This is a genomic window from uncultured Parasphingorhabdus sp., from assembly GCF_963677535.2.
In the GTDB taxonomy this organism is placed as follows: Bacteria; Pseudomonadota; Alphaproteobacteria; order Sphingomonadales; family Sphingomonadaceae; genus Parasphingorhabdus.
In genome coordinates, this window is the sequence record NZ_CAXXUT010000003.1 from 680,949 (window position 1) to 704,929 (window position 23,981).

Genomic DNA, 23,981 nt, shown 5'->3' on the forward strand with positions numbered 1-23,981 from the left:
AAAGCACTGCACGCCCAGGATCGCGACCGCGCACAGATTCCCGCACGATTTTGCGGGAATGTGTGGGACGAACCGCGAAGCATCGGGGCAATTATAGCCAAGGGACAGAAACATGGCCGCTTATTTCATTGCTACCATCGACGTAGAAGATTCAAAGACTTTCGATCTTTACCGGTCGCTCAACCCTTCACTGGTGGAGGCGGCAGGCGGGAAATATTTAGTCAAAGGGCTGCCTCTCACGGCATTGGAAGGCGACGACCTGCGCAGCCGGTTCGTCATGATCGAATTTGCCAGTGAAGCGGCTTTGGAGCGTTTCTACAACTCCCCGGAATATGCAGCCCTGAAACCGCTCAGGCAACGCAGCGCAAAATCATCGATCGGCTATGTAAACACCGACAGCGCGACCAGCCATCGGACAGGCTACCAAATTCCCCGCTTCGGGGACGATGTCGTGCTGGAACCCGTAACTTCGGCGATGCCGGAGCTCGGGCCAGATGATCTGCGAATCCAGCCTACGCTGATTTCGCTTAACCCGGTCGACTGGAAAATCCAGGCTGGCATATTGGCTGCACTTCCTTTCGCCTTCCCCTACACACCCGGTGCCGAAGGCGTTGGTATCATTGAAGCGGTGGGCACTGATGTTGTGGGGTTTCGCCCCGGCCAGCGCGTGATGGCATTTTCCAGTCTGGTACGGGGTGGCTGGTTCGCGAACAAGGTGGATGTTTCTGCCAGCCAATGCGCTCTGGTACCCGATTCAATACCGGACGAGCAGGCTGCAGCGTTCAATGTACCGCTGCTCACCGCCCATCAGGCTATCAAGCTTCATCCTGGCGCTGTTAAACGGGCATTGGTGATCGGCGCCTCCGGTAGCGTCGGATCGATCGCCACCAAGCTTCTGGGCCATATCGCAGAGAGCGTTGATGCCATTTGCTCGCCCGGCAACGCGGATCATGTCGCCGCCTTGGGCGGGAATGTAGTTACTCCGCAAGAGGCAGCAGAAGGCCGGTATGACTTTGTGCTGGATGCGGCCGGCGGCCCGATAATCGAGACCGCTTATCGCAGTCTCGCCAAAGGAGCGACGCTGGTTTCGATCGTCCAGCCAGTTGATGAAGAGCGGGCTAGATCGGCTTCAGCGCAAGCCATTCGCTATTCCGCGCAACCCGATGGCGGTCAGCTATCGGATCTGATGGCTCGACATCCGGATTTACCAGCGCCGCGCGTGGCCGCCACGCTGCCGTTAGCGGAAGTGAACACTGCCTTGCATCTGTTGAAATATGGGCGCGTCCGCGGCAAAATTTTCCTCAAACCCTGAATAGATAGCGCCAGACTCCGTCACAATTGTCGGCGCCGCCTTGCGGCTGCGGGCTACTGCGTCCGTTCACTGACGGGATAATTGTGCATGCCGCCGGCTATCAGATTTCTTGCATCGATCATTCTGCGTCTAGCCAGCGCACCGAAAAACGGCCCGGACATTTCTACCCGGGCCGCTTTTCCAGTCAATGGCCGGATCGTAAAAAGCAGAGTCTATTTCTGTGTGCCGACGATAGTGTAGTAACCGATACCGATAACCACACCCTTGGCTTTTTTGGCCTTCATGATTTCCGGCATCGTCTTGGGCAAGTGAACGCTTTCGATCTGCTCCATGAAGAAATTCTGTTCGGGAAAACCGGCGTCGGCATAAAGCCCGGCCAAATTTTCATCCTGCAGGCCGCCCATATAGGGTTCATTGTTATAATGCGCATTCCATTCGCACAGATACTGGCCGAACGGGTCGGTTGCGCCAACCACATCCATATGGATCATCACACCACCCGGCTTGAGAAGGCGATGGCATTCATCGACAATATTCTTGAGAGCCTTGTGGGATGTCTCGTGCATCAGGATATGCGATACAACGAGATCGAAGGATGCGTCCGGGAAATTGGTCTTTTCCGCATTTTGCTGGGTAAAATGGACCGGCTTTCCGAGCGATTTCGCACGATAATGACCATATTCGAGACAAGGCGCTGCAACATCCAGCGCGTGCATTTCAGCATCGGGAAAAATATCAAGATACGGCACAGAACTGTGGCCGATGGTACAGCCCATATCCAGTATCGATTTGGGATCCAGGTCGGGGAAATTGTCTTTGATCCATGTCGCTAGGGAAAGCCCCATATCATCGGCAAGCGGACCGGTTTTGCCGTGAAAATAGACATTGACGGTCCGATCGAACTCCGCGCCGGCCAGGAAATCGCCGTCTTCCGTCTTTGTATGATAGCCACCGGGCTTGCAGTGAATGTCTGCATGCGTGTGATAATCAGGAATTTCCAGATCCGGATCCAGCGTCAGCGAACCAACCGCATTGTCGAGCCTGGCAGCTTTTTCCTTTAGCGCCGGCATTTGCCGCTCGATGCTTGGCCGGACCGTGTGATACATCATTTCCTGACTGGTCCGCATCAGCGAACTCCACATCTGGTTGAACGGCTGCTCGTTCAGTGCTTCGCGGACTTCCTTACGGGTTTCCGGCGGTCTGCCGAGCTCTTTTTCAAACTGTGGAACGATCTTCTCATGATAAAGAATGTCATTGCCCGGCATCACTTTCTCGTAAAGATGTACCATGAAGCTGCGCAAGAAGGCTTGCTGCGATAGTTCATCATGATTGGCTTCGGGATACATGTCATGCACTGGCTTGTTCATTTCTCACCTTCCGGTTCTGGTATCGCTAATGATCACTCTTACCGTCCAATCTGAACCCGCAGATTCCCGACGAGTAAGCCACACAGCAAATCTGCGTTCTAGTATATTTTATACGTCAGGATAAGGCGCTGGCCTATATGCAAATTACTATTGAGCAATTGAAGGGTTCGATTGGACAATACAGGGTCCCGATCCATAGCCTCGCTTATCTTGCAACCTATCTCGAAACGAGCGGAAGACGTCATGAAAGCAACCGACGAATTTGACTACATCATAGTTGGTGCCGGCTCTGCCGGGTGTGTGCTCGCGGACAGGCTTTCACATAATGGCCGTTATACGGTGGCTGTAGTCGAAGCCGGTGGCCCTGACTCCTCTTTGATCGTGAAAATTCCGGCGGGCGCCATGAAAGCATCCGGCAATCCGGATTTCGACTGGTGCTACATGTCCGAGCCCGATCCGACCCGCGACCAACGCACTGATGCCTGGCCTCGCGGAAAAGTGGTCGGCGGCAGCAGCTCCACCAATGGCCAGCTGTGGGTCAGAGGGCAAGCGGAAGACTATGACGCCTGGGCGGCGCAGGGAAATGCCGGATGGTCTTATAACGACGTGCTGCCCTATTTCCGGGAACTTGAAAGTTACACCGGCGTTTCAGACGATGGTTTGCGGGGCGCGGACGGGCCGTTACACGTAGAAGAGCTGCGCAAGCCGCATATACTGAGCTCCGCTTTTGTTGCCGCTGCTTCCGAAACAGGTATTCCAGCCATAGCGGACTATAATGGCGCGAACCAGGAAGGGGCGTCGATAGTACAGGTCACCCAGAAGCGGGGCTGGCGGCAAAGCGCGTCCAAAGCATTTCTGCGTCGAGCCCTGAAGCGAAAAAATGTCCACCTGATCGTCAATGCGCTGGTCCGCAAGATCGATATCGAAGACAAGATCGCGCGCGGTATAACCTATTCCAGCAACGGGGCTACCAAGTCGCTGCGGGCACGGCAGGAAGTGATCCTGAGTGCGGGAGCGATTGGATCGCCACAGTTGCTGATGTTATCGGGTCTCGGTCCGGGCGACCATCTCCGGGAACGCGGCATCGATGTCGTCGAAAATCTTCCCGGTGTCGGCCAGAACCTGCAGGAGCATTCCGGAATCTGGGTCGTTCAGGAGGTCGTCGACACCGTACGCACCGTGAACCAGGACTATAATCTAATGGGAATCGTCCGGAACGGTCTGAGATTTCTGATCGACGGCACGGGTGCAGCGGCCAGCCCGCCGGCCCAGGCCACGGCGTTCATCCGGTCCGGGCCGCAGGAAGCCACGCCGGATGTGCAGGTGCTGTTTACACCGCTCGGCTATTCCATCGAGGGGCAGGAGGTCGTGCCGATGGCCTCGCCGGCCATGATGTGTGTGCCGACGGTCTGCCATCCGGACAGTCGCGGGGAAATCAGACTGAAAAGCGCTTCAGCCACAGACGCACCTCTGATTTTCCCCAGGCTTTTGAGCGACGACCGGGATTCGGCACGTTTGCAAGCTGCATGCGAATGGGTACGGAAGCTATTCGAGGCACCCTCGATGAAGCCATATGCAAAGGCGGAGCAGTTCCCCGGGCCACAAGTCGATAGCGATGCCGACTGGCGCGCGCTTTTCCGCGCAGCGGCCGGCCCGGTCTTTCACGTAACCAGCACGTGCGCGATGGGTTCCGGACCGGACAGCGTCGTGGACGCTGACCTGCGGGTTCGGGGAGTTGGCCGGCTCCGTGTGGCGGACGCTTCGATCATGCCGCGCATCACCAGTGGTAACACCAACGCACCAGCCATGATGATCGGGGCAAAAGCGGCTGATCTTATCTTGCGGAATGGCTGACATAGTGCCCCGGCATGCCCCGGACGGGATATATTCCAGGCAGAACGTACCTGGATTGCCGGACAAATGCCGGAAATCCATCCCCGGATTTCCGATAGTATAGCGATTGTTATTTTGCTTCGGGTTTCGCTGTCTGAGTCGGGCCAAACGGCGTCACGTTCAACTCTGTCAGCTCATATCTGAGTGCCGGACCGGGACCGAAGCGGACATCGGCGCGGACCACGATCCGGCTGCCTTTGGTTAGCCAGACTTCCGAACCGCTTGCCATCCGGAAATGGTCCGTGGGAATCTCATAGCCCTGCGGCATTGCAATCGATTCCTCGCCGACCAGCGTGTAGGTCGTCGGCCGGAAACTTCCGGCCATGGTGCCGCCGAACGAGCCCCCCATCCAGAAGACTTCACGCGCTTGATCGCCCGCCGCGGCGATGTCATAATTAAGAAAATGAGAGCCATCCGCGACAACCGGCCCTGTGCCGATCGACCGCTCTTTCTGGCTCTTGTCGGAAGACACAGAAGATAGTTCGATACCGTCCGTGGGGGTTTTCAGGGCCTCGGTTGCGTGAACGGCCTGATCCACACCCGCATCGGTCTGCACTACATAGGCAGACCCCAGCGCCCCGCTCATAGACCGATTGTGCATGAAGGCCTCACGGGCAATTCCATCCGCTTCGATGACGATCGTCGCATGCCGAACTTCGCCGGCTCTAGCTGTCTCAGATGCGACCTGAAGGACTCGCGACCCGTCTTTTTGAACGAAAAGATTCCAGTAATCTGTGCCGCAATTCTTGCCGTCAGGCGCGGTACAGACGGTTGTGCCACGGTAAAGCCGCTGCAGATTTGCGCCCGAATCGGTCGCCTCATGCGTCTCTGCGGCCGCAGCAATGCCGCCGCCGAGAGCGGCAAGCAATGCTAGCGGAACATATCGGGTTGTGGCTTTCATGGTCAAAGATTTATGCATATCCTGCTGTCCTTTCAAACGGAAACCGGCCAACCGGTGCTAGCTGCGGTCAAAAATTTCGAGGGCAGCGCGCTCGCCCGATTCCATGGCCGATTCCATGCCTACTTCAAGCCGCTTCGTATGCTCGCCGGCAAAATGAAGCCGGTCATGGGGTTTGACCAGGGCCTGCGCGTATCGCAGCGTATTGCCAGCCGGAAGCGCTCCGCTGCAACCGGCGTTAAAGGGCTGCTCGGCCCAGGAGTGGATACCGCTGACTTCAAGCGCACCGACCGTCGAAGGGCGCAACCGCTCGATTTCGCGGATGACAAACTCGCCACGTTCTTTGTGCGGAAGCTGATCGAGCCGGTTTGCTTTCAGACCGGTCGACAAGGCGACCAGCCTGTCCCGGGTGCCGTCATAGTCGAACGCTTGCCGGACCAGATTGATCGGTCCGTCGGTCCACAAAGAGGCGTCCATGCCGTCATCTTCCCAGAACGGCCGGTTCACGTTCATGTAGATGAATGTGGTGTTGGCATAAGGAGTCATCATCACCGCTTCCCGCTGATCACCAGCGAGATGCGGATAGATCGAGATCCGGCGCAATACAGTCAGAGGGACAGCCGAAACAACAAAGCTCGACTCATAGCGCGTTCCGTCGAGACAGGTGACCTCGGCTTTCGTGCCGTTCATTTCGATCCGCGCGACCGCCTTGTTGCGTTGAACGGAATCGCCAAGATACGCAGCCATGGCTTCTGGCAAACGCTGTGTGCCGCCGACCACGCGGGAGCTGACGACGGCTGCCTGCTCATGGGAGTCGCCCTTTACGCTATCGCTGGTCTGCGCCTTAAATTCTGTAAAGTTGCGGGGAATGCCCTGCAACTGATCGAGTGCGGAGGCGCTCCACAGATCGGGTGCGATCAGTCCTTCACTGATCAACCGGATCGCCGCCGGGGAAGCACCGAAGCGCTGCAACCATTGTCCGAGGGAAATATCGTGAGCGCGGGCAGCCTGTTCCAGCCACTCGCTGCTATTGTGAAACGGATCGTTTTTGACGAGAAAACTGCTCATGAGCTGCGTCGGCAGCAATTCGCGTTCCGCCCCTACCGTCTTGTTCAGTTCGGATTGGGCCCAATCCTGGTTACGGACAAGTTTACCGCCGATGGAAAATGTGAATGGCGCATTCAAGTTCGCGCCATGGCTGAGTTCAACGCCCAAGCGTCGGGCCATATCCCGCACACGGGCATATTGCGGGCCAATCTGATTGGCACCAAGCTCGGGACGGCCTTCGATATGATCGCCGGTAAAGGCACGGCCGCCGATTCTGTCAGAAGCCTCCAGAACAGTGACATTATAGCCCGCATCTTTCAGCATTATAGCGGCGTTGAGACCGGAATAGCCGGCACCGATGACTACGACGTCGGCTTTTTCAGCAACCGATGCCATCGCGCTTTTGGGCAATGATGCAGCCTGTACAGTTGCAGCGGCGACAAATGCGGAGTTGGAAACAAATTGGCGACGGTTCAGTTTCATGGCTTGTTCTCGCTTCTTTCGCTGCCCGCAAGGCAGGCTATGGCAAAAGGACAGGCGGCCAGAAGAACGGGCCGCCTGCCTCTTGGGTCAGGTTTAGAAGTTGGCCATCAGCCTGAATCCAACTTCCCGCTTTTCGGGCAGGGTCGCAAAGGCCTTGCGGCCGGTATTTGCCGCCCCGAAAGCGATGCCGGTGTTGCCGGCCGCGGACAGGGTTTTGTCCTGAAAGAGATTTTCCACAAATGCTTCCACCCGGAAATTTTCCGTTACATCCGCACCGGCGCGCAGGTTCACTCTCCAGCTATCGTCAATCTTGTTATAGGCAAAATTGTCCTGATAGCGTTCTCCAAGGTAGAGGGCATCAGCACGAACGTAGAGATCACCAGTCGGGATCGGGAAAGCATATGAAGCACTGACGGCACCAGTCCATTCCGAGACATTTGCCGGTTGGTTACCGCCACCCGAAATCGAAGAAGTCGTTGCGAAAGCCGTACAGATCGGTCCGTTTGTCAGAGCAGACGTACCAGGGCAGAGCACTTGCGTTGTTACACTGCCAGCGGCACCCAGTTCCTTCAGTTCGGCATCGACCCAGCCAACGCTACCCATGAGCTGGAACCCGTCGAACGGCTTCAGTGTGATTTCGAAATCAATACCCTTATATTCCGAATTGCCATCCAGATTCAGCGTTGTGGCGCTGGTCGTGCTTAGCACAAACGAATTGGCGAAGGGCTGGTTGTCCCATTCCATATAATATGCGGCGATACTGTAGCTGAGCCAGTCAGCGAGACGTTGCTTGACGCCGAATTCATAGCTTGTGAGCCGCTGGATACCGGTGAAATCGCCAATGACAGATGGATCCGGCAGAAGGTCAAGACCGGCATCCTGAGTAATTCTCGAGAAGTCGGTGGCGTTGGTTGCAACCGAATTCAGGGAACTTTCCGACCAGCTGGCATAGATATTGAGATCGGAATGTGGGGAATAAGACAAAATCACCCTGGGCATGAAGTCATTATATGCCTTCTGCGCGTCAATCGTAGCCAGCGCGTTCGGATTGCCGGCTGCGACACCAGGTGCACCGACATAAACCAGAGTCTGTTTGTCATCCACCCAGCGCCCTTCGGCCGAAATTGTCAGTTCCTCGGTTATGTCGAAATCGACAGTACCGAAAATTCCGATGGCTTCATTGTCCTGAAAGTTGGTGCTGAAGGCATTGCCGTTGCGATATTTCTGCTCGTAATAGCTGACACCCAGCTCGTAACGGAGCCTTTTTGCCCGATCAGAGGCAACGCGCGCTTCGAAGAATGTATCCTGCGTCCAGTTGCCGAGAGCCGAGGGGAAAATGAAAGTGGATTCCGCGGTTGGATCACCGGTTTCCCCGTAGAAGAAATCTTGGACGCCAACCAGTTCCGCTTCACCGCGCGACGCGAGGCCTTTGACAATATGGCCCGAGCCCAGTTCCCAGTCAAAGCTCAGATTGGCGCGCCAGGCGCCATATTCGTTGCCGAGACCGTCGGGCATCAGGCTGGTAAAGCCCGCCATATCCGGATTGAGTGAAACATCGCCGGTTTGGCCCGTCGCAGAAGCTTCGAACACGGACGCGTCAGGAATGCTTCCGCAGAAGATCGTTTGCGTACTCTGGCTCAGGTCCGTGGTGAAGGGGGTCAGTTCGCCGGTGAGCCCGTTGATGGAACTGCCGCTGTAAATCAGGTTACAATCACCGGGAGCAACCGTCGCGTTGACGCTCTGTGCGTTGGACGTATCTTCGGAATCGACATAATAGCCTGTGGCTTTCACCCGGAATGTCGGTGTGACTTCGAATACGGCAGTGCCGAAGATGGCAAAATTATTCTCTTCGCCGTTCGGATCGCCGTTCACATACTGATAATCGGCGCCTTTCCGCTCATAGGTGGTGGCCACACGCAAGCCGATCGTATCGGTAACCGGACCGCCAATAGCCGCGACGCCACGATAGCTGACCTGTTCGCCCCTGCCAGTGCCGATACCGATTTCAAGCTCGGTGTTCACTTCCAGTTCGTCGCCCGGTTCCTTTGGCACAAAGTTCACAGCGCCGGAAAAGGTGTTACGCGCAAAATAAGCATTTTGCGGTCCCTTGATGACCTCGACGCGTTCCAGATCAATCATCGGAATGAAGCCGATGCCCTGAGAAACATAGGAGCCGTCATAGAAGACAGCACCGGTTCGGGAAGCGGCGCTATCTACCTGCTGCGAAATACCGCGAAACTGCAGCGCTGAACTCGAACGACCGCCGGCCTGACCGTCAGAATTCTGGAATTTGAAACCTGGCGTATAATCCGACATGTTCTGGATATCGCTCACACCTGCAGCATCCAGCTGATCTTGCGACAGAACCGATATGGCAACCGGCACCTCGATCACGCTTTCTTCTCGACCGCGCGCGGTAACAACGATGACATCGTTAGCGTCCTGAGCTTCCACAGCTGTTTGCGCGAATGCGGGAACAATCGAAGTCACCGCAACCGCGGGGGTCAGCAATGTGATCAATGCAACGCTGTTGAGAAGACTGGAACTCTTGGCTTGTTTTGGCATGTATAATTCCCCGTATTGTCCACACCGAAATTTTTTGCGGTATGGTTATTCCCTGGAGCGTTTTGACTGCCAAAGATGCCAGATTGTGGCAATTCCATTACATCAATGGGTTGATAGGGATTGCCTATTTGCAGTTATTGGCGATTTTTATAACCGTGACCGAAGCATCTATCTGCAGAACACCGGCACCAACCCATCCAGACGGAGAAAGCTGAGCCGACATCATTTACGCGCATTTTCAGCCTGGAAGTTAAAACGTAGGTTTTTCCATACTTTATGGCAGAAAATGCCTGCATTGCGAGGCTGATACCAGCGGACGGATTAAAACCGTGAACGCACATATAGAGCCATAGGAGTTATTACCCATGAAATTGACAAACCGGAAAACAAGGACAGTTGTCCGAGGAACATTGGTCGCCAGCATGGCAATTGCCCTGATCAGTTTTGGCGGTTTGGCCGCAGAGCGGTCAAATGCGGCTGCTCCAAAACTGAGCCAGGGTGACCGGCTCTGGTTTCAATGCCGAGCCTGCCACACGCTGAAAAAAAATGAGCCGCACAAGCTAGGACCAAATCTGCACGGATTCATAAATGCCAAGGCTGCCACCCGCCCGGGATTCAAATATTCAAAAGCCCTGACAACGTCAGGCATTGTCTGGAATGATGCCGAACTGGATCAATGGATCAAAAAACCGAATGACCTGCTCAAGGGGCACCGGATGAACTATGCCGGAATGACAGACGCCAGCAAGCGCGCGCTTCTGATCAAATATCTGAAAGAGAAAACCCGCTAGCTGCCTGTCTGGCATTAGCGCGATCACTAGACACCTGCGATTTTAGATAAAACCCGGACTTTGCTCCTGCCGCTTTTGCCGGATGATCGGAGCGCAATCCATGATATGAAATGAATGAAGGCGGCGCTCCTCCGAGCGCCGCCTTTATCTTGATCACATTCCAGATTCCGCTTGCAACCATTTAGCAACGGTACCGGTCGGGACCGGCCACCGCCAAAAGGCCGCTAGCACCCGCAGCTAGGCGAACAGATCCAGATAGGCCATAGCTTCGCGCAGCCCCGATGTGGCAGCAGCTTCCAGTCCCGCTTCATAATCGCGTGTATGCTCGCCGGCAAAACGCAGACGGTCCATATAGGGTTCGGCCAGCCACGGATACATATCCCGCGCGTCGCCGGGCCGCATGATATATTTATTGCCTTTGACAAATTTGTTCTGGCCCCAGCTATAGGCGCCAACAGGCATGATCGCACCTTTCATCGATGGACGCATCTTTTCCAGACGTGCCTGGGCAAAGGCCATCATTTCCTGTTCGGTCATACTATCCATCGTGGCCGCCGCAGTACCATTCATCCAGACGTCCAGCCAGCTGACCTTGCCGTTTTCGTCATGGTTCGCCATGACCCGTTCGATCACATCATCGCTAACCAGTCCGGCCGGATGGCCATCATCTTCCCAATAGGGCTTGGTTGGAATGAAAAAGACATGGGTCGTGAGCGTATAAAGTGCATTATCGATCGCGGCTTTTTTGGGACCGGTCGGTGCTGGCGTAATCGCAATCGAGCGCAGGACCGAATAAGGCACCGTACAGATGATGCTCTTGGCTCTCATTTTTGTGCCACTGGCCATGGTCACCGTTGCACCGTCTTTCTCGACATCGATAGCAACCACCGGATCACCGAGCATCGGCTGCGTTTTCAATAGGGTAGCGATCCGCTCGATCATGGTGAGCATCCCGCCTTTGACATTATAGAAGCCGGCCGGACCGTTTGCCGCGTCATATACTTCCCGCACCTTGTCTCCCTTTTTGGGCGTGTCAATGCCGGCAAATTCACGCATCTGGAAAAGCGCGGATGTCTGCCCGAGGCCCATGGTGTTGGAAGTGAGATCGATAAGCCGCAGCGCTTCGTCAGACACGCCATTTTCCTTGAGATAGCGGTCCAGCGCGATATCGTAGTTCAGCATCTCTTCCGAGTTCCAGTTGGTCACGTTCTGGATCTTGTTGTTCTTCATCACGACCGGAAACTCGAGCTGTTCAGGCAATATGCCGCGTTCACTGCCGACAAGACGGTTGGCAGTCGATGTCTCCCAGGCATCGGGATGAACAAACTCGCCGTTGATATGGTAGCTGAATTTTTCTTTTCCCGGCGGCGCGATGAAGGGCACATCGGCTTCATGGGCGTAAGACAGGATATTGCCATAGTTCGGCCCGACGGTTGATGCACCGCAGTCAAACGTGCCGTCAGCGGTCCGCAGGGTGAAGCACCGGCCGCCAAGCTGTTTGTCCGCTTCGATCAGCTGGACATTTACACCTTCTGCCTCCAGCCGTAGCGCAGCCGAGATGCCGGCGATACCGCCGCCGATAACCAGGACATCCGTCTCCGTTACCGACCGGGCGTTTCGTGGTGCACAGCCTGCAATCAAGGCTGCTGACAGGCCGCCGATGATTACCTGGCGACGGTTTGTCATGAATGGGGGCTTTGACATTGTCTTGGCTCTTTCGTTTGTGTGATTGGTATAAATGGCAGAATATATAGGGTTTTAGCGAGGTTACGGCGCGACTTTGACTCGCTGGGTCTGGCGCAATTCGTCATCAAGCTTACCATCAAGGAAAGCGAGGATATCGCTCATCACCACATCTTCATTCTCGATATAGGGATAGTGCCCGAGCCCTTCATATTTGCGGATGGTCGTAGGTGCGCCCGTCATCCAGTGTTCAATGACATCAGCCTCGAGGTGCATGACGGTAGGATTGGACTGGCCCCAGAGGATGAGGGTGGGTGCGGTGATAGCGGCAAATATCGGCCGGGGATCGCCGGTTTTGAAATTATAGGCTCCCGGATCAGCATTCTCGGCCCTGCGATTGACATCATAGGCGAGGGTCACAAGCCATTCGGGTGGCATATCGGGCGCGAAGAAATTTCGCGACAGCAGATTGGCCCAGAATTCGGGCGGCTTGATTTTCATTTTCGACCACTTTCGTTCTTCCGGTCGATCACGGTTGGGGTCGCTTTGCACGGTTCGCGGCAAGCCTGCAGAGTTGATCAGAACCAATCGGCTGACGCGGTCGGGAAAATAGGAAGCGTAACGCGATCCCGCGATCGCCCCGCTGGAAGTGGCTACGACATTCACCTTGTCGAGTTGCAGCTTTTCCAGCAATTTCGCGACCACTTCTGCGTTGCGGTTGAAGAAGTCTACACGCCCGCCGTTTAGGCTCTTTCCGTCGATACCGCTCAGCCCCAGGCTGGGAAAATCCGGCCGGATAACGCGATAATTATTCCTGACAAGCTCCGCAGCGACACCATCCCATGCCCGGAAATTCAAAAAAGAAGCATGCAACAGCACAACCGGTTCACCCTGCCCTTCGTCGGCATAATGTAGCGGAACGCCATCGACATCGAGATATCGCGAGGCGCTCGTTTCATATTTGGCCCGCAGATCGGCAAGACTGATCGATCCGGGCTCTGGTTTCGGCAAGGCGTAGGTGGCGGATGACACTAATATCATCATCGCGAAAGCCAGCAACCGGAGTGCGTGCGGCAGCGACCGGGAACAGGGATTGTTTGCAGTCTTCAGTTTCGGGCCTGTCATTTGTCGCTCCTTGGTATTGACGGGAGATGGCTCAAGGTTGCCACTGCATTATAAGCTTGGCCGAGAGCGTCCATTTTGTGGAACTGTGTTGCGGTTTAACCTCCCTGATCATCGTCAGTTCGTTACCGTCACGTATATGGGTATAGCGTGATACAGGTGGGTTTTGGTCCAATCCGTGCGATGTATGCACCGCTTCACGGGCAGCGGTCCAATGCCGGTCATCCACAAATTCCAGACGCGTGGATTTGAAGAAATAGACTTTTTCCATTCCTCCGTAAAAATAGGACATCTGCATCTCGGCGGTCTGGCTGGCCGGGAAGATGACTTTCAGCGTTGAGAAGGCCGTGCCGTCATCCTGAACGAAAAGATTCGTTTCCATGAGAACATCATCATCGGGCTGACACTGAAAGCCCGCGTCGAACCGCGACGAGCGGAGAAGTCCGGTCTCGTTATATTGTTCGAACCGGCCAGTCCAATGGCCGGCCAGTGTACACATAGCGTCGATATATTCGGGTGCAGACTCCCCGGTATCGGCCGCGGAAAGCGGTGCGGCGGTCAGGGCTAGAGCGACAGACAATATGGCTTTCAAAGATTTCATATTTCATTCCCGAAATCGCGAACTGCTCGGCCAGACCGGTCAAACCGGCCTCGGCCTGCTGTGCCAATGGCCGAAATTGCTATTCTGTTCATCCTATCACACCCTGCCTACGCAACGCCCTGACATCCGCTTCACCGTAGCCGAGATATTGCTTCAGGACAGTGTCGGTATGCGCGCCCAGCGAAGGTGGCGGCTCGACAGGTTGTCCGGCAAAGGGCACCGGTTGTCCGACCGTGCGAAGCCCGTGACCATGATCGATGAGCTGCGATCGCGCCTGCGTCTGGGTCGATTGCAGAGCATCACCGACCGAACGAATGGGACTATGGGGGATGCCCGCGCCATCGAACCTGTCTTCCCACTCTTCTGTCGACCGGGTCTTGAGGACCGGAATAATCTCTGCGAGCAGATTGTCGCGATCTTCAACCCGCCCCCGGTTGGTCCGCCACCGAACGGTCTGGCAAAGGTCAGGACGGCCCAGAGCCTGGCAGAAAGAATGAAACTGCTGATCATTGCCTACGGCAACAACGATATGACCGTTTGCCGTGTCAAAAACCTGATAGGGTACGATGCTGGGATGCGCGTTGCCCAACCGTTTTGGGGAGTCACCGGTGGCAATAAAATTCATCGCCTGATTGGCTAGTGTTGCCAGCTGACAGTCATGAAGAGCCACGTCCAGATGGGAACCGCTGCCAGTAGCTTCCGCTTTGCGCAACGCCGCCAGGGTTGCGGTCGCGGCGTAGAGGCCGGTAAAAAGATCGGATACCGCCACCCCTACCTTCATAGGTTCATCGCCGGGACTGCCAGCTGGCTGACCGGTGATCGACATCAGGCCAGTCATCGCCTGTATAAGATAGTCATAGCCGGGCCGGTGACTATTCGGTCCAGTCTGCCCAAAACCGGTGATCGAACAGTAGATTATCCGGGGATGCTCGGCGGAAACCGTCTCGTAGTCCAGTCCATATTTCGCGAGCCCGCCGACCTTGTAATTCTCGACCACGATATCGCACTGGCCAAGCAGCTTGCGGATCAGGCCGGCGCCCTCGGGTGAGGCGATATTTATGGCGACGGATTTCTTGTTGCGATTTGCCGTATGGAAATATGCGGCCTCGCCATCAGCCGCGTATGGCGGCCCCCAGGAACGGGTATCGTCGCCCGAACCTGGCCGCTCCACCTTGATAACGTCTGCGCCATAATCAGCGAGCAATTGTGTCGACCACGGACCCGCGAGAATCCTGGTCAGGTCCAGAACCTTCACACCGGCCAGAGGAAGTGACGCCGAATCATTCATGCGCCTGGTCATCTCTGAAAGTAAAATTCATCACTGATTCAAACCTTACCGAACCCACCATCAATCGCTGACGGCATTGAAATATGTGTGCATTCTCCCCGCAACGCGGATGCAAGGATGTTGCAATCACCTAACATATGGTATATTAGTATACCATTATATTTTATATGGCCAGAAAAAATCGCGAGAGGTTTTGTCGGCCCGGAAATTTCTTTGTGAGGACATTAATGGCACAAACGCTGACACAGAAAATCATCGCCCGCGCATGTGGCCGCCCTTCGGTCAGCCCGGGCGAAATCGTGACGGTGAAAGTTGACCTGCTAATGGGGCAAGACGCATCCGGTCCCCGGCGCTGGCGACCGCGGCTGGAGGAGCTTGGTGCCAAACTCTGGGATCCTTCAAAAGTGGTCGTGGTCTCAGACCATTATGTTCCGGCGGTCGATGCCCAATCGGCCGAAATACTCAGTATTTCCCGGCGCTTTGCACGGGACTATGGCGTGCAGAACTTCTTCGATATGCAGGGCATCTCACACGCCATCATGCCCGAGCGCGGACTGCTGCGCCCTGGCATGTTCGTCGCGGGTGGTGACAGTCATACGCCCACCGCCGGTGCTTACGGCTGCTATGCCGCCGGCTTCGGAGCAACCGACACAACAGCGATCGCGATAACCGGAGAAACCTGGACCACGGTACCCGAAACCATCAAGGTGCAGATAGACGGGGAGCTGGGCCCCGATATCACAGCCAAGGACGTCATGCTGTGGCTTTGCCGTGAAATGGGTATGGAAAACAGCTTCAAGTCGGTCGAATTCACAGGCTCGACGGTACGTGCAATGTCCATGTCGGAGCGGCTTGTCATGTCCAACATGGCTGCGGAGCTGGGTGCAGAAGCAGGTATTATCGCCGTTGACGACATAACCATAGACGCTTTGAAATCGACCGGCGGAGATTATGAAGGTGCGGAAGCCTGGGTTGCAGATCCTGATGCCCGATATTGCGAGACCGTAACACTGGACGCGAGCAGGCTTGGCCCACAGGTAGCAGCTCCCCATGCACCGGAGAACACGGATGACGTCGGAAAATTCGGCACGGTCAAAGTCGATCAATGCTATATCGGAGCCTGTGTCGGCGCCAAACTGGAGGACCTTCAGATGGCTGCCTCGATCTTGCGCGGTCAACGGGTGGCCCCCGATACGCGCCTGCTGGTCGCTCCTGCAACCGTCCGCGTGACGGAAAAAGCGGCGGCAGACGGGACGCTGGCGACGCTGACCGCCGCCGGCGCCATTTTACTACCATCGGGCTGCGGAGCCTGTGCTGGCATGGGGGCCGGAATCATTTCTGAAGGGGAAGTCTGCCTCTCCACCACCAATCGCAATTTCCAGGGGCGGATGGGCCACAAGGATGCCTCGGTATATCTCGCTTCGCCTTATACCGTCGCGGCATCGGCGGTGACCGGGCAGATAACCGATCCACGCGAATTACGCGCCAGCACAAGGAGCGCAGCATGATCATCGCAGGGCGCGCCTGGGTTTTCGGCGACAAGATCGACACGGATGTACTGGCACCTGGCTATGCCATGAAATTGCCCCCCGAGGGACTGGCCCAGCACTGTCTCGAAGCCGTTGATCCCGATTTCGCGAAATCGGTACAGCCGGGAGACATCGTCGTAGCCGGTGCCAATTTCGGCCTCGGATCCAGCCGCGAACAAGCGGCTATTTCACTTGCAACCTTGGGCGTTGGCGCCGTGCTGGCAAAATCCTTTGCGCGGATATTTTACCGCAATGCGATCAATATCGGCCTGCCGGTTGTAACCATCGACCTGACGCAGGAAATTGCTGCGGGAGATCTGCTGAAACTTAACCTGGCGGCGGGCTCCATGACCCGCCTGAAAGATGGCTATCATCGAGATTTACAACCGATGCCACCGCATATCATCGATATTCTCGAAGCTGGCGGCCTGATGGCGCAACTGAAACGGAAGAGAGGCCTCTAGATGGCTCTGATGCAGGCACTGCAAGGACCGGACGGGGTAATCGCCCCGGGTGTCTATGACGCGCTGACGGCGCTTCTGGCCGAGCAGGCCGGGTTCAGCGCCGCTTATATATCGGGTGCGTCAGTGTCCTACACGCTCCTCGGACGACCGGATCTCGGCTTTGTCTCTCTCTCGCAGCTGGCCGAAGCCGTCGAGCGCATGCGCCAGCGGGTCACAATCGACCTGATCGTCGATGCGGACACCGGTTTTGGCAACGCGCTGAATGTCATCCATACAACCCGGATGCTAGAGCGGGCCGGGGCCAGTGCCATCCAGCTCGAAGATCAGAAAATGCCGAAACGATGCGGTCATCTAGGTGGCAAACAGCTGGTGACCGCAGCTGAAATGGTCGGCAAGGTGAAAGCCGCAACGGATGCCCGGACCAGCGAAGACACGCTGATAATCGCCCGCACCGATGGCATCGCTGTCGAGGGACTAAATGCCGCACTGGATCGGGCCATGGCTTACAAGGAGGCTGGCGCGGACATATTGTTTGTCGAGGCCCCGCAATCCGCCGAGGATATGACCCTGATCGTGAATACTTTTGATGGCACCATCCCGCTACTGGCAAATATGGTCGATGGCGGCGACCCCGCCGTGCATAACGCGTCGGCTTTGCACAAGGCAGGTTATTCTCTGGTCATCACGGCCGGCAGCCTGACCCGGGCGATGGCCTTTGCCGCCGACCAGCTGTTACATCAACTACGCAAAGCCGGAACCACCGCTGCCTGCAGCGAGAAGATGTTCAGCTTCGCCGGTCTCAACCAACGCATCGGCCTTCCCGAAATGCTCGCACGCAGCGTATCTTACGCGTCGGACGCAGTCGAAATTCAGGATCAGGAGAACAAATGAAAGACCCTCAAATATACGGCTACTGGCCCTATCGCGATCGCCCCAGAATAAAATGGCCCGGCGATAAAAAATTGGCATTCTGGGTTGCGCCCAATATCGAATATTACGAGCTGCACCCGCCAAAAAATCCGCACCGCAGTCCCTGGGCCAGACCGAACCCGGACATCGTCAACTATGCCTATCGGGATCATGGCAATCGGGTAGGAAACTGGCGTCTGATCGAGGCGATGGAAAAATATAGCATCCCCGGTACGGTGAGCCTGTCGGTGGCGATGTGCGATCATTTCCCCGAAATGATTGATACGGTAAATAACTTGGGATGGGAGTTCTTTTCCCACGGCGTTTACAATACCCGATACGCCTATGGCATGGATCGGGCGCAGGAACGCCAGATGCTCCAGTATACCGTCGACCGGATCAAGGCACAGACCGGCCAGCAGACGCGCGGCTATCTCGCGCCAGCGCTCACGCATACGGTTCACACGATCGAACTGTTGGCGGAACTGGGTTTCACCTATTCCTGCGACCTGTTCCAGGATGACCAGCCACAACCGCTGAATGTACCGGGCAACCCGCTTGTCTCGATGCCCTATTCGCTGGAAGTGAACGACCATTATGCCTTCAACGTATTCGGCCTGTCGCCACAACAATATACCGATGTGCTGAAACGACAGTTTGACACGTTGCTGGAAGAAGGCGGCACGTCTGGCACGGTAATGTGCATCCCGATCCACGCCTATCTGGTTGGCCGGTCACACCGCATCAGCCCGTTTGAAGAAATCCTCCGCTACGCTGACGAACATAAGGATGACATCTGGATAACAAGGGCCGGTGATATCGCCGACCATTATCTGGCCAATCATTATGATGACGCCCGCACCCATATTGCCCAGTTTGGAGGTTCAGATGCCACTTGATCCCGATTTCCTGCGTTACCCCATGCTTCGCAAAGGGATGGACCATGACCTCTATCCGGCAGCCAATATGTTCGAGCAGCCCGGAATCGCATGGCCCGACAGCAAACCGATAGCGCTCATGGTCACCGTAGCTGTCGAATTCTTTCCGCTGACCCCCAATGACGGTCCGTTCAGAGCGGCCGGGCATATGGCGACGCCTTTTCCTGATTTGCGGACGTTCACCGCGCGCGACTACGGTAACCGGGTCGCGATATACCGGATAATGGATGCTCTGGCGGCCGCCGATATCGCCGCGACAGCGTTCGTCAGCAGCGCGCTGATCGACCGCACGCCGCAGCTTGTCCAGGATATCCGGACAGCTGGCTGGGAAATCGCGGCGCATGGCAAAGACATGAACTCCATACATTATGGTGACATGCCGCTGGATCTCGAACAGCACCAGATTGAGTCCTGTCTGGCGGCCTGGTCCGACCATGGTGTCACTCCGAAAGGCTGGATGTCTCCGGGCCGGGGACAGAGCGAAGACACGCTCGGCCTGCTCAAACGTGCCGGCGTTGAATGGACCGCAGACTGGGGCAATGACGATATGCCCTATGCGATGAACGATGGTCCGGTTGCCATGCCCTATACCGATGAGATGGAAGACCGGAAATGCATCACCATACTCGGCCAGAATGAAGATGTGTGGTCCCGGCAGGTTGTGGGAGCGGCTGATCTTCTAGCAAAAGAAGCCCAGTCCTACGGCGGCCGTATTTTGCATCTGGCTCTGACACCCTATATAATCGGACAGCCGTTCCGGATCAAATTCTTGCGGGATCTACTAGCTGAATTGGCTGGGCGTGACGACATCTGGTCGGCGACCGGATCGGAAATCCATGGGTGCTGGCGGGGCCAGACTGCCTGACACGCAAGCATGTTGAGTCGTCTGGTCATTGACGGGAAACCGGCACAGCAGCATAGTGGATTCCCGGGCTGAGAACCACGGCCCGTCGATGGCTTCGAGATAATCGGAAAAACCGGCGGGCCGTCTCCTGGCTATTACCAGCGCTCGGGGCTGCCAGCTCTGGGCAATCGGGGCTCAGCCCACTCGGAGCCCTTCGGGTACGCCATCGAGTAGAACCGTTTTGGGCTCGAGGAAGGCCTTCAGACCCGCAACACCGCCTTCGCGACCGAGGCCTGATTTCTTGAATCCGCCAAAGCCGATGGTGAAGTCGTTTCTGGGGCCATTTTGCCCCATGGTGCCGGTCCGTACACTGCGGGCAACATGATAGGCTTTTTCAAGATCGTTGGTGAAAACGGCACCGGAAAGACCAAAATCGGAATCATTGGCGATCGCGATCGCCTCATCCAGATCATCATAAGGGATCACGCAGATGACCGGGCCAAAAATCTCTTCCTGCGCGATGCGCATGTCATTGCTGACATTGGCAAAGATTGTCGGTTCCATAAAATAGCCCTTGTCGAGATGCGCTGGCCGCTTGCCCCCGCTCACGAGATTTGCTCCTTCGGCCACCCCGGCAGCGATCAGACCTTCGATACGTTCAAGCTGGCGCTTCATAGCGACCGGGCCGATAACCGTATCTTCGTCAAAGGCGTGGCCTATTTTTACCGCTTCGGCGATATCCTTCATCTTGCCGACAAGTTCGTCATGCCGCTTCCGACTGACCAGTACGCGGGACAATAATGCACAATTCTGCCCCGCGATCGAACAGATACCGTCGATCAACATCTTGGCCACCATATCAAGATCATAATCGTCAAGGACAATCGCCGGTGACTTGCCGCCAAGTTCCAGCGAGCATCTTGCGATGCGTTCGCCGCAGACCGAAGCAATCCGCTGCCCTGCGGCAACGCTGCCGGTAAAACTGACCTTGTCGACATCGGACCGGCGGACCAGATAATCGGAAATCTCGCGATGTGCGCAGACCAGATTCAGCACACCGGCCGGCAGCCCGATCTCGTCAGCGCATTGGGCTATGATATAGGCTTCAAGCGGCGTTTCGGGGGCGGGCTTCATGATGACGCTACATCCAGCCACCAACGCGGGACCGACCTTGTTGAGCATGGTGTTTATCGGCACATTCCATGGCGCGATCGCGGCGACCACACCAACGGGTTCATAGACGAGGAAGCCAGTACCTTCGCCCGCGATTTCGCGCTGTTCGACGAAATCCATATTCTCGGCAATTTCGATATACTGATCCATCGCATTGGTCAGAAAGGGGGCGAATATCCTGGCGACATTATAAGGCATGCCAATCTGATAGGTCCAGCAGAGACCCAGTTCTTCGGTCCGCGCAACGATGGCAGCCGAAAGCTTGCGCACCCATTCATTGCGTTCCTCGACGGCCATCTTCGGCCAGGGGCCCTTGTCGAAAGCCTCGCGCGCCGCCGCAACAGCTTTGTCAATATCATATTCAGCAGCTTCGGCGACTTGGGCAATCACTTTTTCGCTATCGGGTGAAATGACGGAGATCATATTGTTCTGGCTAGGGTCGACCCATCTGCCGCCGATATAGAATTTGCCGATGGGAAGCGTTGCGAGATCGAGTTCTGGATGCTGATCACTCATGAATTTATCCTTCTGGAATCTGATCGGTGGGATCGGCGACAAGCGCAGATGAAGCAGGGTTTTCTGCGGGTCAGACCGGTTTTCAGCCTGTCCCAATCACGATATTTCTGAAGACTGGCCGGCGAAGACACAAGCACCATTGACCGCTATTTTCACTCTATCCGCTCGACGGACAGATGGGCCAGAATATCCCGGTACGCGGATCCGGAATGCCTAGTCGTTAGCCTCTGAAGCCGGCAGAACCAGCGTATATTCATAGCGGTCAGGTCTGAAATACATGGTTGTATGCTGCACTGGCAGCAATTCTGCTGTCTTGAACACACGCACCGCTCTCAATACCGGCTGACCTGGCTCAAGGCCGAGATTCGCAGCCACGATCTCATCAGCCGATGCGGCGTTCATTCTCTGATACGCTTCGAGCGGTGGGAAGCCGGCATTGGTCAGGAGCTGCAGCAGCGACGTTTTTTCCGCACCCCTGTCCGGGAACCGTTCTGCCACTTTGGTAGGGATATAGGAGACTGAATAGACATAAGGCTCGCCATCAACCAATCTTCGGCGCAAGATTTGCAGTGCCGGTACGTCCGGTTCCAGATCGAGGTCATCCGCCACCTTTGACGGCGGTACCGCTTCTTCTTCCGACAGCAATTCGACATCGGTCGTGTTCTCGACGTCGTGCAAATTTTTCATCATTTCACCAAAATCGGCGCGCATGATGCCTTTCGATTTCTGGGCTTTCACGATGGTGCCCCGTCCGCGATGGCGGGCAATCAGCCCCTCCGCCGCGAGTTCGGACAATGCCCGCTTGATTGTGATCCGCGAGACGCCCAATTTTTCGCACAAGGCTGTTTCGGTCGGAAACTGGTCACCATGTACGAACTCGCCCGACGCAATCCAGCTTCGCATCACCGTATAGGCCTGATGATACAGCGGGACCGGCAAAGCGGCGTCCAGCTTCTGGTCGCTTTGATTTGCCTTGCCATTCTGGCTGGCGATTGACGACATTCGCGATGACCTCGGGGATCGTGAAACAATGTGGCAGAGCTATAGCTGCTGATGCCGGCAAGTGCTATCGCAAAACCGGATTCTGCTGATGAGCAGGCAACGGTGTCGGGCCCTTTATATCTGCTGGGCCTTGTCTGGAGTCTGGGCAATTTTCTGCTCATTCAGATCATAGAATAATAGTCCTACAAACATCGCCAGACTGCACAATCCGGGAATCCACGCCATACCGAGCGTGATAGCGAACAATGCCGATTCGGGCTGGGCCGCGTCCCTCGGAAGGCTGTTGTCAAATCCATAGACAGATAGCAGGCCACCGATCAGCAGCGGTCCGGCGGCGTACATTGTTTTTTCCAGAAAGCTGAATGCGGCAGAGGCCACGCCTTCCCGGTTCATACCGCTCAATCTCCGGTCATATTCAATCACGTCCAGGACCATGGATTGCCCGCAGATCACGATACCGCTGATCGTTCCGCCAAGGGCTGCCGCGCGCAGATACAGCAAACAGTCGGGTTCAGCGGGTGTCGCCAGCGCCCAGCTTAGAAAGGCCAGGGACTGCAACACAAGTCCAAACATGAAGATTTCTTTTTTGCCAAAGCGATTGATCAACATCACCCATGGCCGGATGCTCAGGAGAGAGGCCGACATATAGGCGATACCGAACGGGAACAGCGCTTGTTCTCCCTTCTGCAGAACCTGCACGAAGAAGAAAAATGTAGAGGTTCCGCCGGCTGCAAGCTGCAGGAATTGGACGATTTTCACGCCACCCAGAACCATGAAGGGTTTGTTGACCAGAAAGAAGCGGACCTGATCTTTCAACGGCACTTTGACCGCTTTCAGATTGTTGACGAAACGCGCCTTGCGGGTCCCGACCACGCAGGTCATCATGGCAAAAAATGCGATGGCCGCCAGAAACCAGCCAACCGTTGAATAGGCAGCTTCATCGCCGCCGAGCCGCCCCGCGATCAGTCCGGCGATAGCCGTTCCGGTAAAAGTTCCGAGAACCAGAAACAGGGCGCGATAGGACATGATCGTAGACCGCTCGGAATAGCTGTCGGTCATTTCCGCCGGCATCGCGAGATAAGGGACGTTGAACGTCGTCAGTGCCAGCGCGAAAAAGAGCAGCAGAAACTCCACATATGCGGCCTGGGCGAAACTGCTTTCAAACGACGGCAGATTGAACAGCATCACCATCGAGGCCGCGCACAGGAAGCTTGATCCGAATAGATAGGGTCGACGGCGTCCCCAGCGGGTATTGGTGCGGTCACTAATCCAGCCCATGACCGGGTCGGAAACAACGTCAAAGATTTTGGACGCAAAGATCAGCGCCCCGGCAAGCGCCGGTGCCATACCGATGATGCCGACGAGAAAAAACAGATACAGGCTGGTGAGACTGTTGATCATCATAACCGTGCCCAATGTGCCGAAGCCCCAGGACAGATGGATCGTATTGGGCAGAAACTTTTTGATCGGGGGTCTCCTTGATATGCCACCAGCTGGTGTTCGACAGCAGAGCTTGGTCAGGACAGCGGGTCGACATGCAATTCTGTGGTGGCATA

19 protein-coding genes are annotated in these 23,981 nt (G+C 56.0%); 8 read left to right on the forward strand and 11 right to left on the reverse strand.

The window, feature by feature from the left end:
• Positions 1 to 112 precede the first annotated feature (112 nt).
• The gene (locus ACHZCJ_RS10145; RefSeq protein ID WP_321326099.1) at positions 113 to 1,312 is read left to right on the forward strand and encodes a DUF1330 domain-containing protein; all 1,200 of its coding nucleotides are present in this window, start codon (positions 113 to 115) and stop codon (positions 1,310 to 1,312) included.
• A 212-nt stretch (positions 1,313 to 1,524) separates the two neighbouring features.
• On the opposite strand, the gene ACHZCJ_RS10150 is transcribed toward ACHZCJ_RS10145, so the two are convergent.
• Entirely contained in the window at positions 1,525 to 2,679 is a 1,155-nt protein-coding gene (locus tag ACHZCJ_RS10150; protein ID WP_321326101.1) for a class I SAM-dependent methyltransferase, read from the reverse strand.
• A gap of 243 nt (positions 2,680 to 2,922) precedes the next feature.
• On the opposite strand from ACHZCJ_RS10150, the gene ACHZCJ_RS10155 reads away from it, so the two are divergent.
• Complete coding sequence (locus ACHZCJ_RS10155) at positions 2,923 to 4,533, forward strand: GMC family oxidoreductase N-terminal domain-containing protein (RefSeq protein WP_321326103.1); 1,611 nt, start codon at positions 2,923 to 2,925, stop codon at positions 4,531 to 4,533.
• 109 nt (positions 4,534 to 4,642) lie between these two features.
• Here the strand turns inward: ACHZCJ_RS10155 and ACHZCJ_RS10160 are convergent, their stop codons facing one another.
• From ACHZCJ_RS10160 to ACHZCJ_RS10170, 3 genes are all read right to left on the reverse strand, one after another.
• Positions 4,643 to 5,491, reverse strand: a complete 849-nt coding sequence (locus tag ACHZCJ_RS10160; protein ID WP_321326105.1) for a hypothetical protein — start codon at positions 5,489 to 5,491, stop codon at positions 4,643 to 4,645.
• 39 nt (positions 5,492 to 5,530) lie between these two features.
• Entirely contained in the window at positions 5,531 to 7,000 is a 1,470-nt protein-coding gene (locus ACHZCJ_RS10165; RefSeq protein ID WP_159646407.1) for an NAD(P)/FAD-dependent oxidoreductase, read from the reverse strand.
• A 93-nt stretch (positions 7,001 to 7,093) separates the two neighbouring features.
• Positions 7,094 to 9,565 (reverse strand): TonB-dependent receptor domain-containing protein, encoded by a 2,472-nt coding sequence (locus ACHZCJ_RS10170; protein WP_321326108.1) that lies wholly within the window; start codon positions 9,563 to 9,565, stop codon positions 7,094 to 7,096.
• A gap of 365 nt (positions 9,566 to 9,930) precedes the next feature.
• Between ACHZCJ_RS10170 and ACHZCJ_RS10175 the strand changes: the two genes are divergently transcribed.
• Complete coding sequence (locus ACHZCJ_RS10175; protein ID WP_321326110.1) at positions 9,931 to 10,356, forward strand: cytochrome c family protein; 426 nt, start codon at positions 9,931 to 9,933, stop codon at positions 10,354 to 10,356.
• Between the two features lie 237 nt (positions 10,357 to 10,593).
• Here ACHZCJ_RS10175 and ACHZCJ_RS10180 read toward each other — a convergent pair whose 3' ends face one another.
• The 4 genes from ACHZCJ_RS10180 to ACHZCJ_RS10195 form a co-directional block, all read right to left on the reverse strand.
• Positions 10,594 to 12,042, reverse strand: a complete 1,449-nt coding sequence (locus tag ACHZCJ_RS10180) for a flavin monoamine oxidase family protein (protein ID WP_394700095.1) — start codon at positions 12,040 to 12,042, stop codon at positions 10,594 to 10,596.
• 81 nt (positions 12,043 to 12,123) lie between these two features.
• On the reverse strand, positions 12,124 to 13,164 hold the full coding sequence (locus tag ACHZCJ_RS10185) for an alpha/beta hydrolase (protein ID WP_321326114.1): 1,041 nt from the start codon (positions 13,162 to 13,164) through the stop codon (positions 12,124 to 12,126).
• Positions 13,165 to 13,195: 31 nt separating this feature from the next.
• Entirely contained in the window at positions 13,196 to 13,762 is a 567-nt protein-coding gene (locus tag ACHZCJ_RS10190) for a hypothetical protein (RefSeq protein ID WP_321326117.1), read from the reverse strand.
• Positions 13,763 to 13,850: 88 nt separating this feature from the next.
• Complete coding sequence (locus ACHZCJ_RS10195) at positions 13,851 to 15,050, reverse strand: CaiB/BaiF CoA-transferase family protein (protein ID WP_321326119.1); 1,200 nt, start codon at positions 15,048 to 15,050, stop codon at positions 13,851 to 13,853.
• Positions 15,051 to 15,277: 227 nt separating this feature from the next.
• On the opposite strand from ACHZCJ_RS10195, the gene ACHZCJ_RS10200 reads away from it, so the two are divergent.
• The 5 genes from ACHZCJ_RS10200 to ACHZCJ_RS10220 are packed head-to-tail and all read left to right on the forward strand — an operon-like array spanning position 15,278 to position 19,755.
• Positions 15,278 to 16,558: a 3-isopropylmalate dehydratase large subunit gene (locus ACHZCJ_RS10200; protein WP_159646429.1), complete on the forward strand. Its 1,281-nt coding sequence runs from the start codon at positions 15,278 to 15,280 to the stop codon at positions 16,556 to 16,558.
• Complete coding sequence (locus tag ACHZCJ_RS10205; protein WP_321326121.1) at positions 16,555 to 17,043, forward strand: 3-isopropylmalate dehydratase; 489 nt, start codon at positions 16,555 to 16,557, stop codon at positions 17,041 to 17,043. Before ACHZCJ_RS10200 ends, ACHZCJ_RS10205 begins: the two co-directional genes overlap by 4 nt.
• Positions 17,044 to 17,934, forward strand: coding sequence for an isocitrate lyase/PEP mutase family protein (locus ACHZCJ_RS10210; protein WP_321326123.1), 891 nt, complete (start codon positions 17,044 to 17,046; stop codon positions 17,932 to 17,934).
• Positions 17,931 to 18,851 carry a polysaccharide deacetylase family protein gene (locus ACHZCJ_RS10215; protein ID WP_321326125.1) on the forward strand — a complete coding sequence of 307 codons (921 nt, stop codon included), beginning with the start codon at positions 17,931 to 17,933 and terminating at the stop codon, positions 18,849 to 18,851. Before ACHZCJ_RS10210 ends, ACHZCJ_RS10215 begins: the two co-directional genes overlap by 4 nt.
• Complete coding sequence (locus tag ACHZCJ_RS10220; RefSeq protein WP_321326127.1) at positions 18,841 to 19,755, forward strand: polysaccharide deacetylase family protein; 915 nt, start codon at positions 18,841 to 18,843, stop codon at positions 19,753 to 19,755. The genes ACHZCJ_RS10215 and ACHZCJ_RS10220 overlap by 11 nt, the downstream gene beginning before the upstream one ends.
• 174 nt (positions 19,756 to 19,929) lie before the next feature.
• Here ACHZCJ_RS10220 and ACHZCJ_RS10225 read toward each other — a convergent pair whose 3' ends face one another.
• The 3 genes from ACHZCJ_RS10225 to ACHZCJ_RS10235 all read right to left on the reverse strand — a co-directional run bounded on the left by ACHZCJ_RS10225 (position 19,930) and on the right by ACHZCJ_RS10235 (position 23,967).
• Entirely contained in the window at positions 19,930 to 21,423 is a 1,494-nt protein-coding gene (locus tag ACHZCJ_RS10225; protein ID WP_321326130.1) for an aldehyde dehydrogenase, read from the reverse strand.
• A gap of 213 nt (positions 21,424 to 21,636) precedes the next feature.
• On the reverse strand, positions 21,637 to 22,425 hold the full coding sequence (locus ACHZCJ_RS10230) for a GntR family transcriptional regulator (RefSeq protein ID WP_159646444.1): 789 nt from the start codon (positions 22,423 to 22,425) through the stop codon (positions 21,637 to 21,639).
• Positions 22,426 to 22,539: 114 nt separating this feature from the next.
• Positions 22,540 to 23,967, reverse strand: coding sequence for an MFS transporter (locus ACHZCJ_RS10235; RefSeq protein WP_321327778.1), 1,428 nt, complete (start codon positions 23,965 to 23,967; stop codon positions 22,540 to 22,542).
• Positions 23,968 to 23,981: the final 14 nt, after the last annotated feature.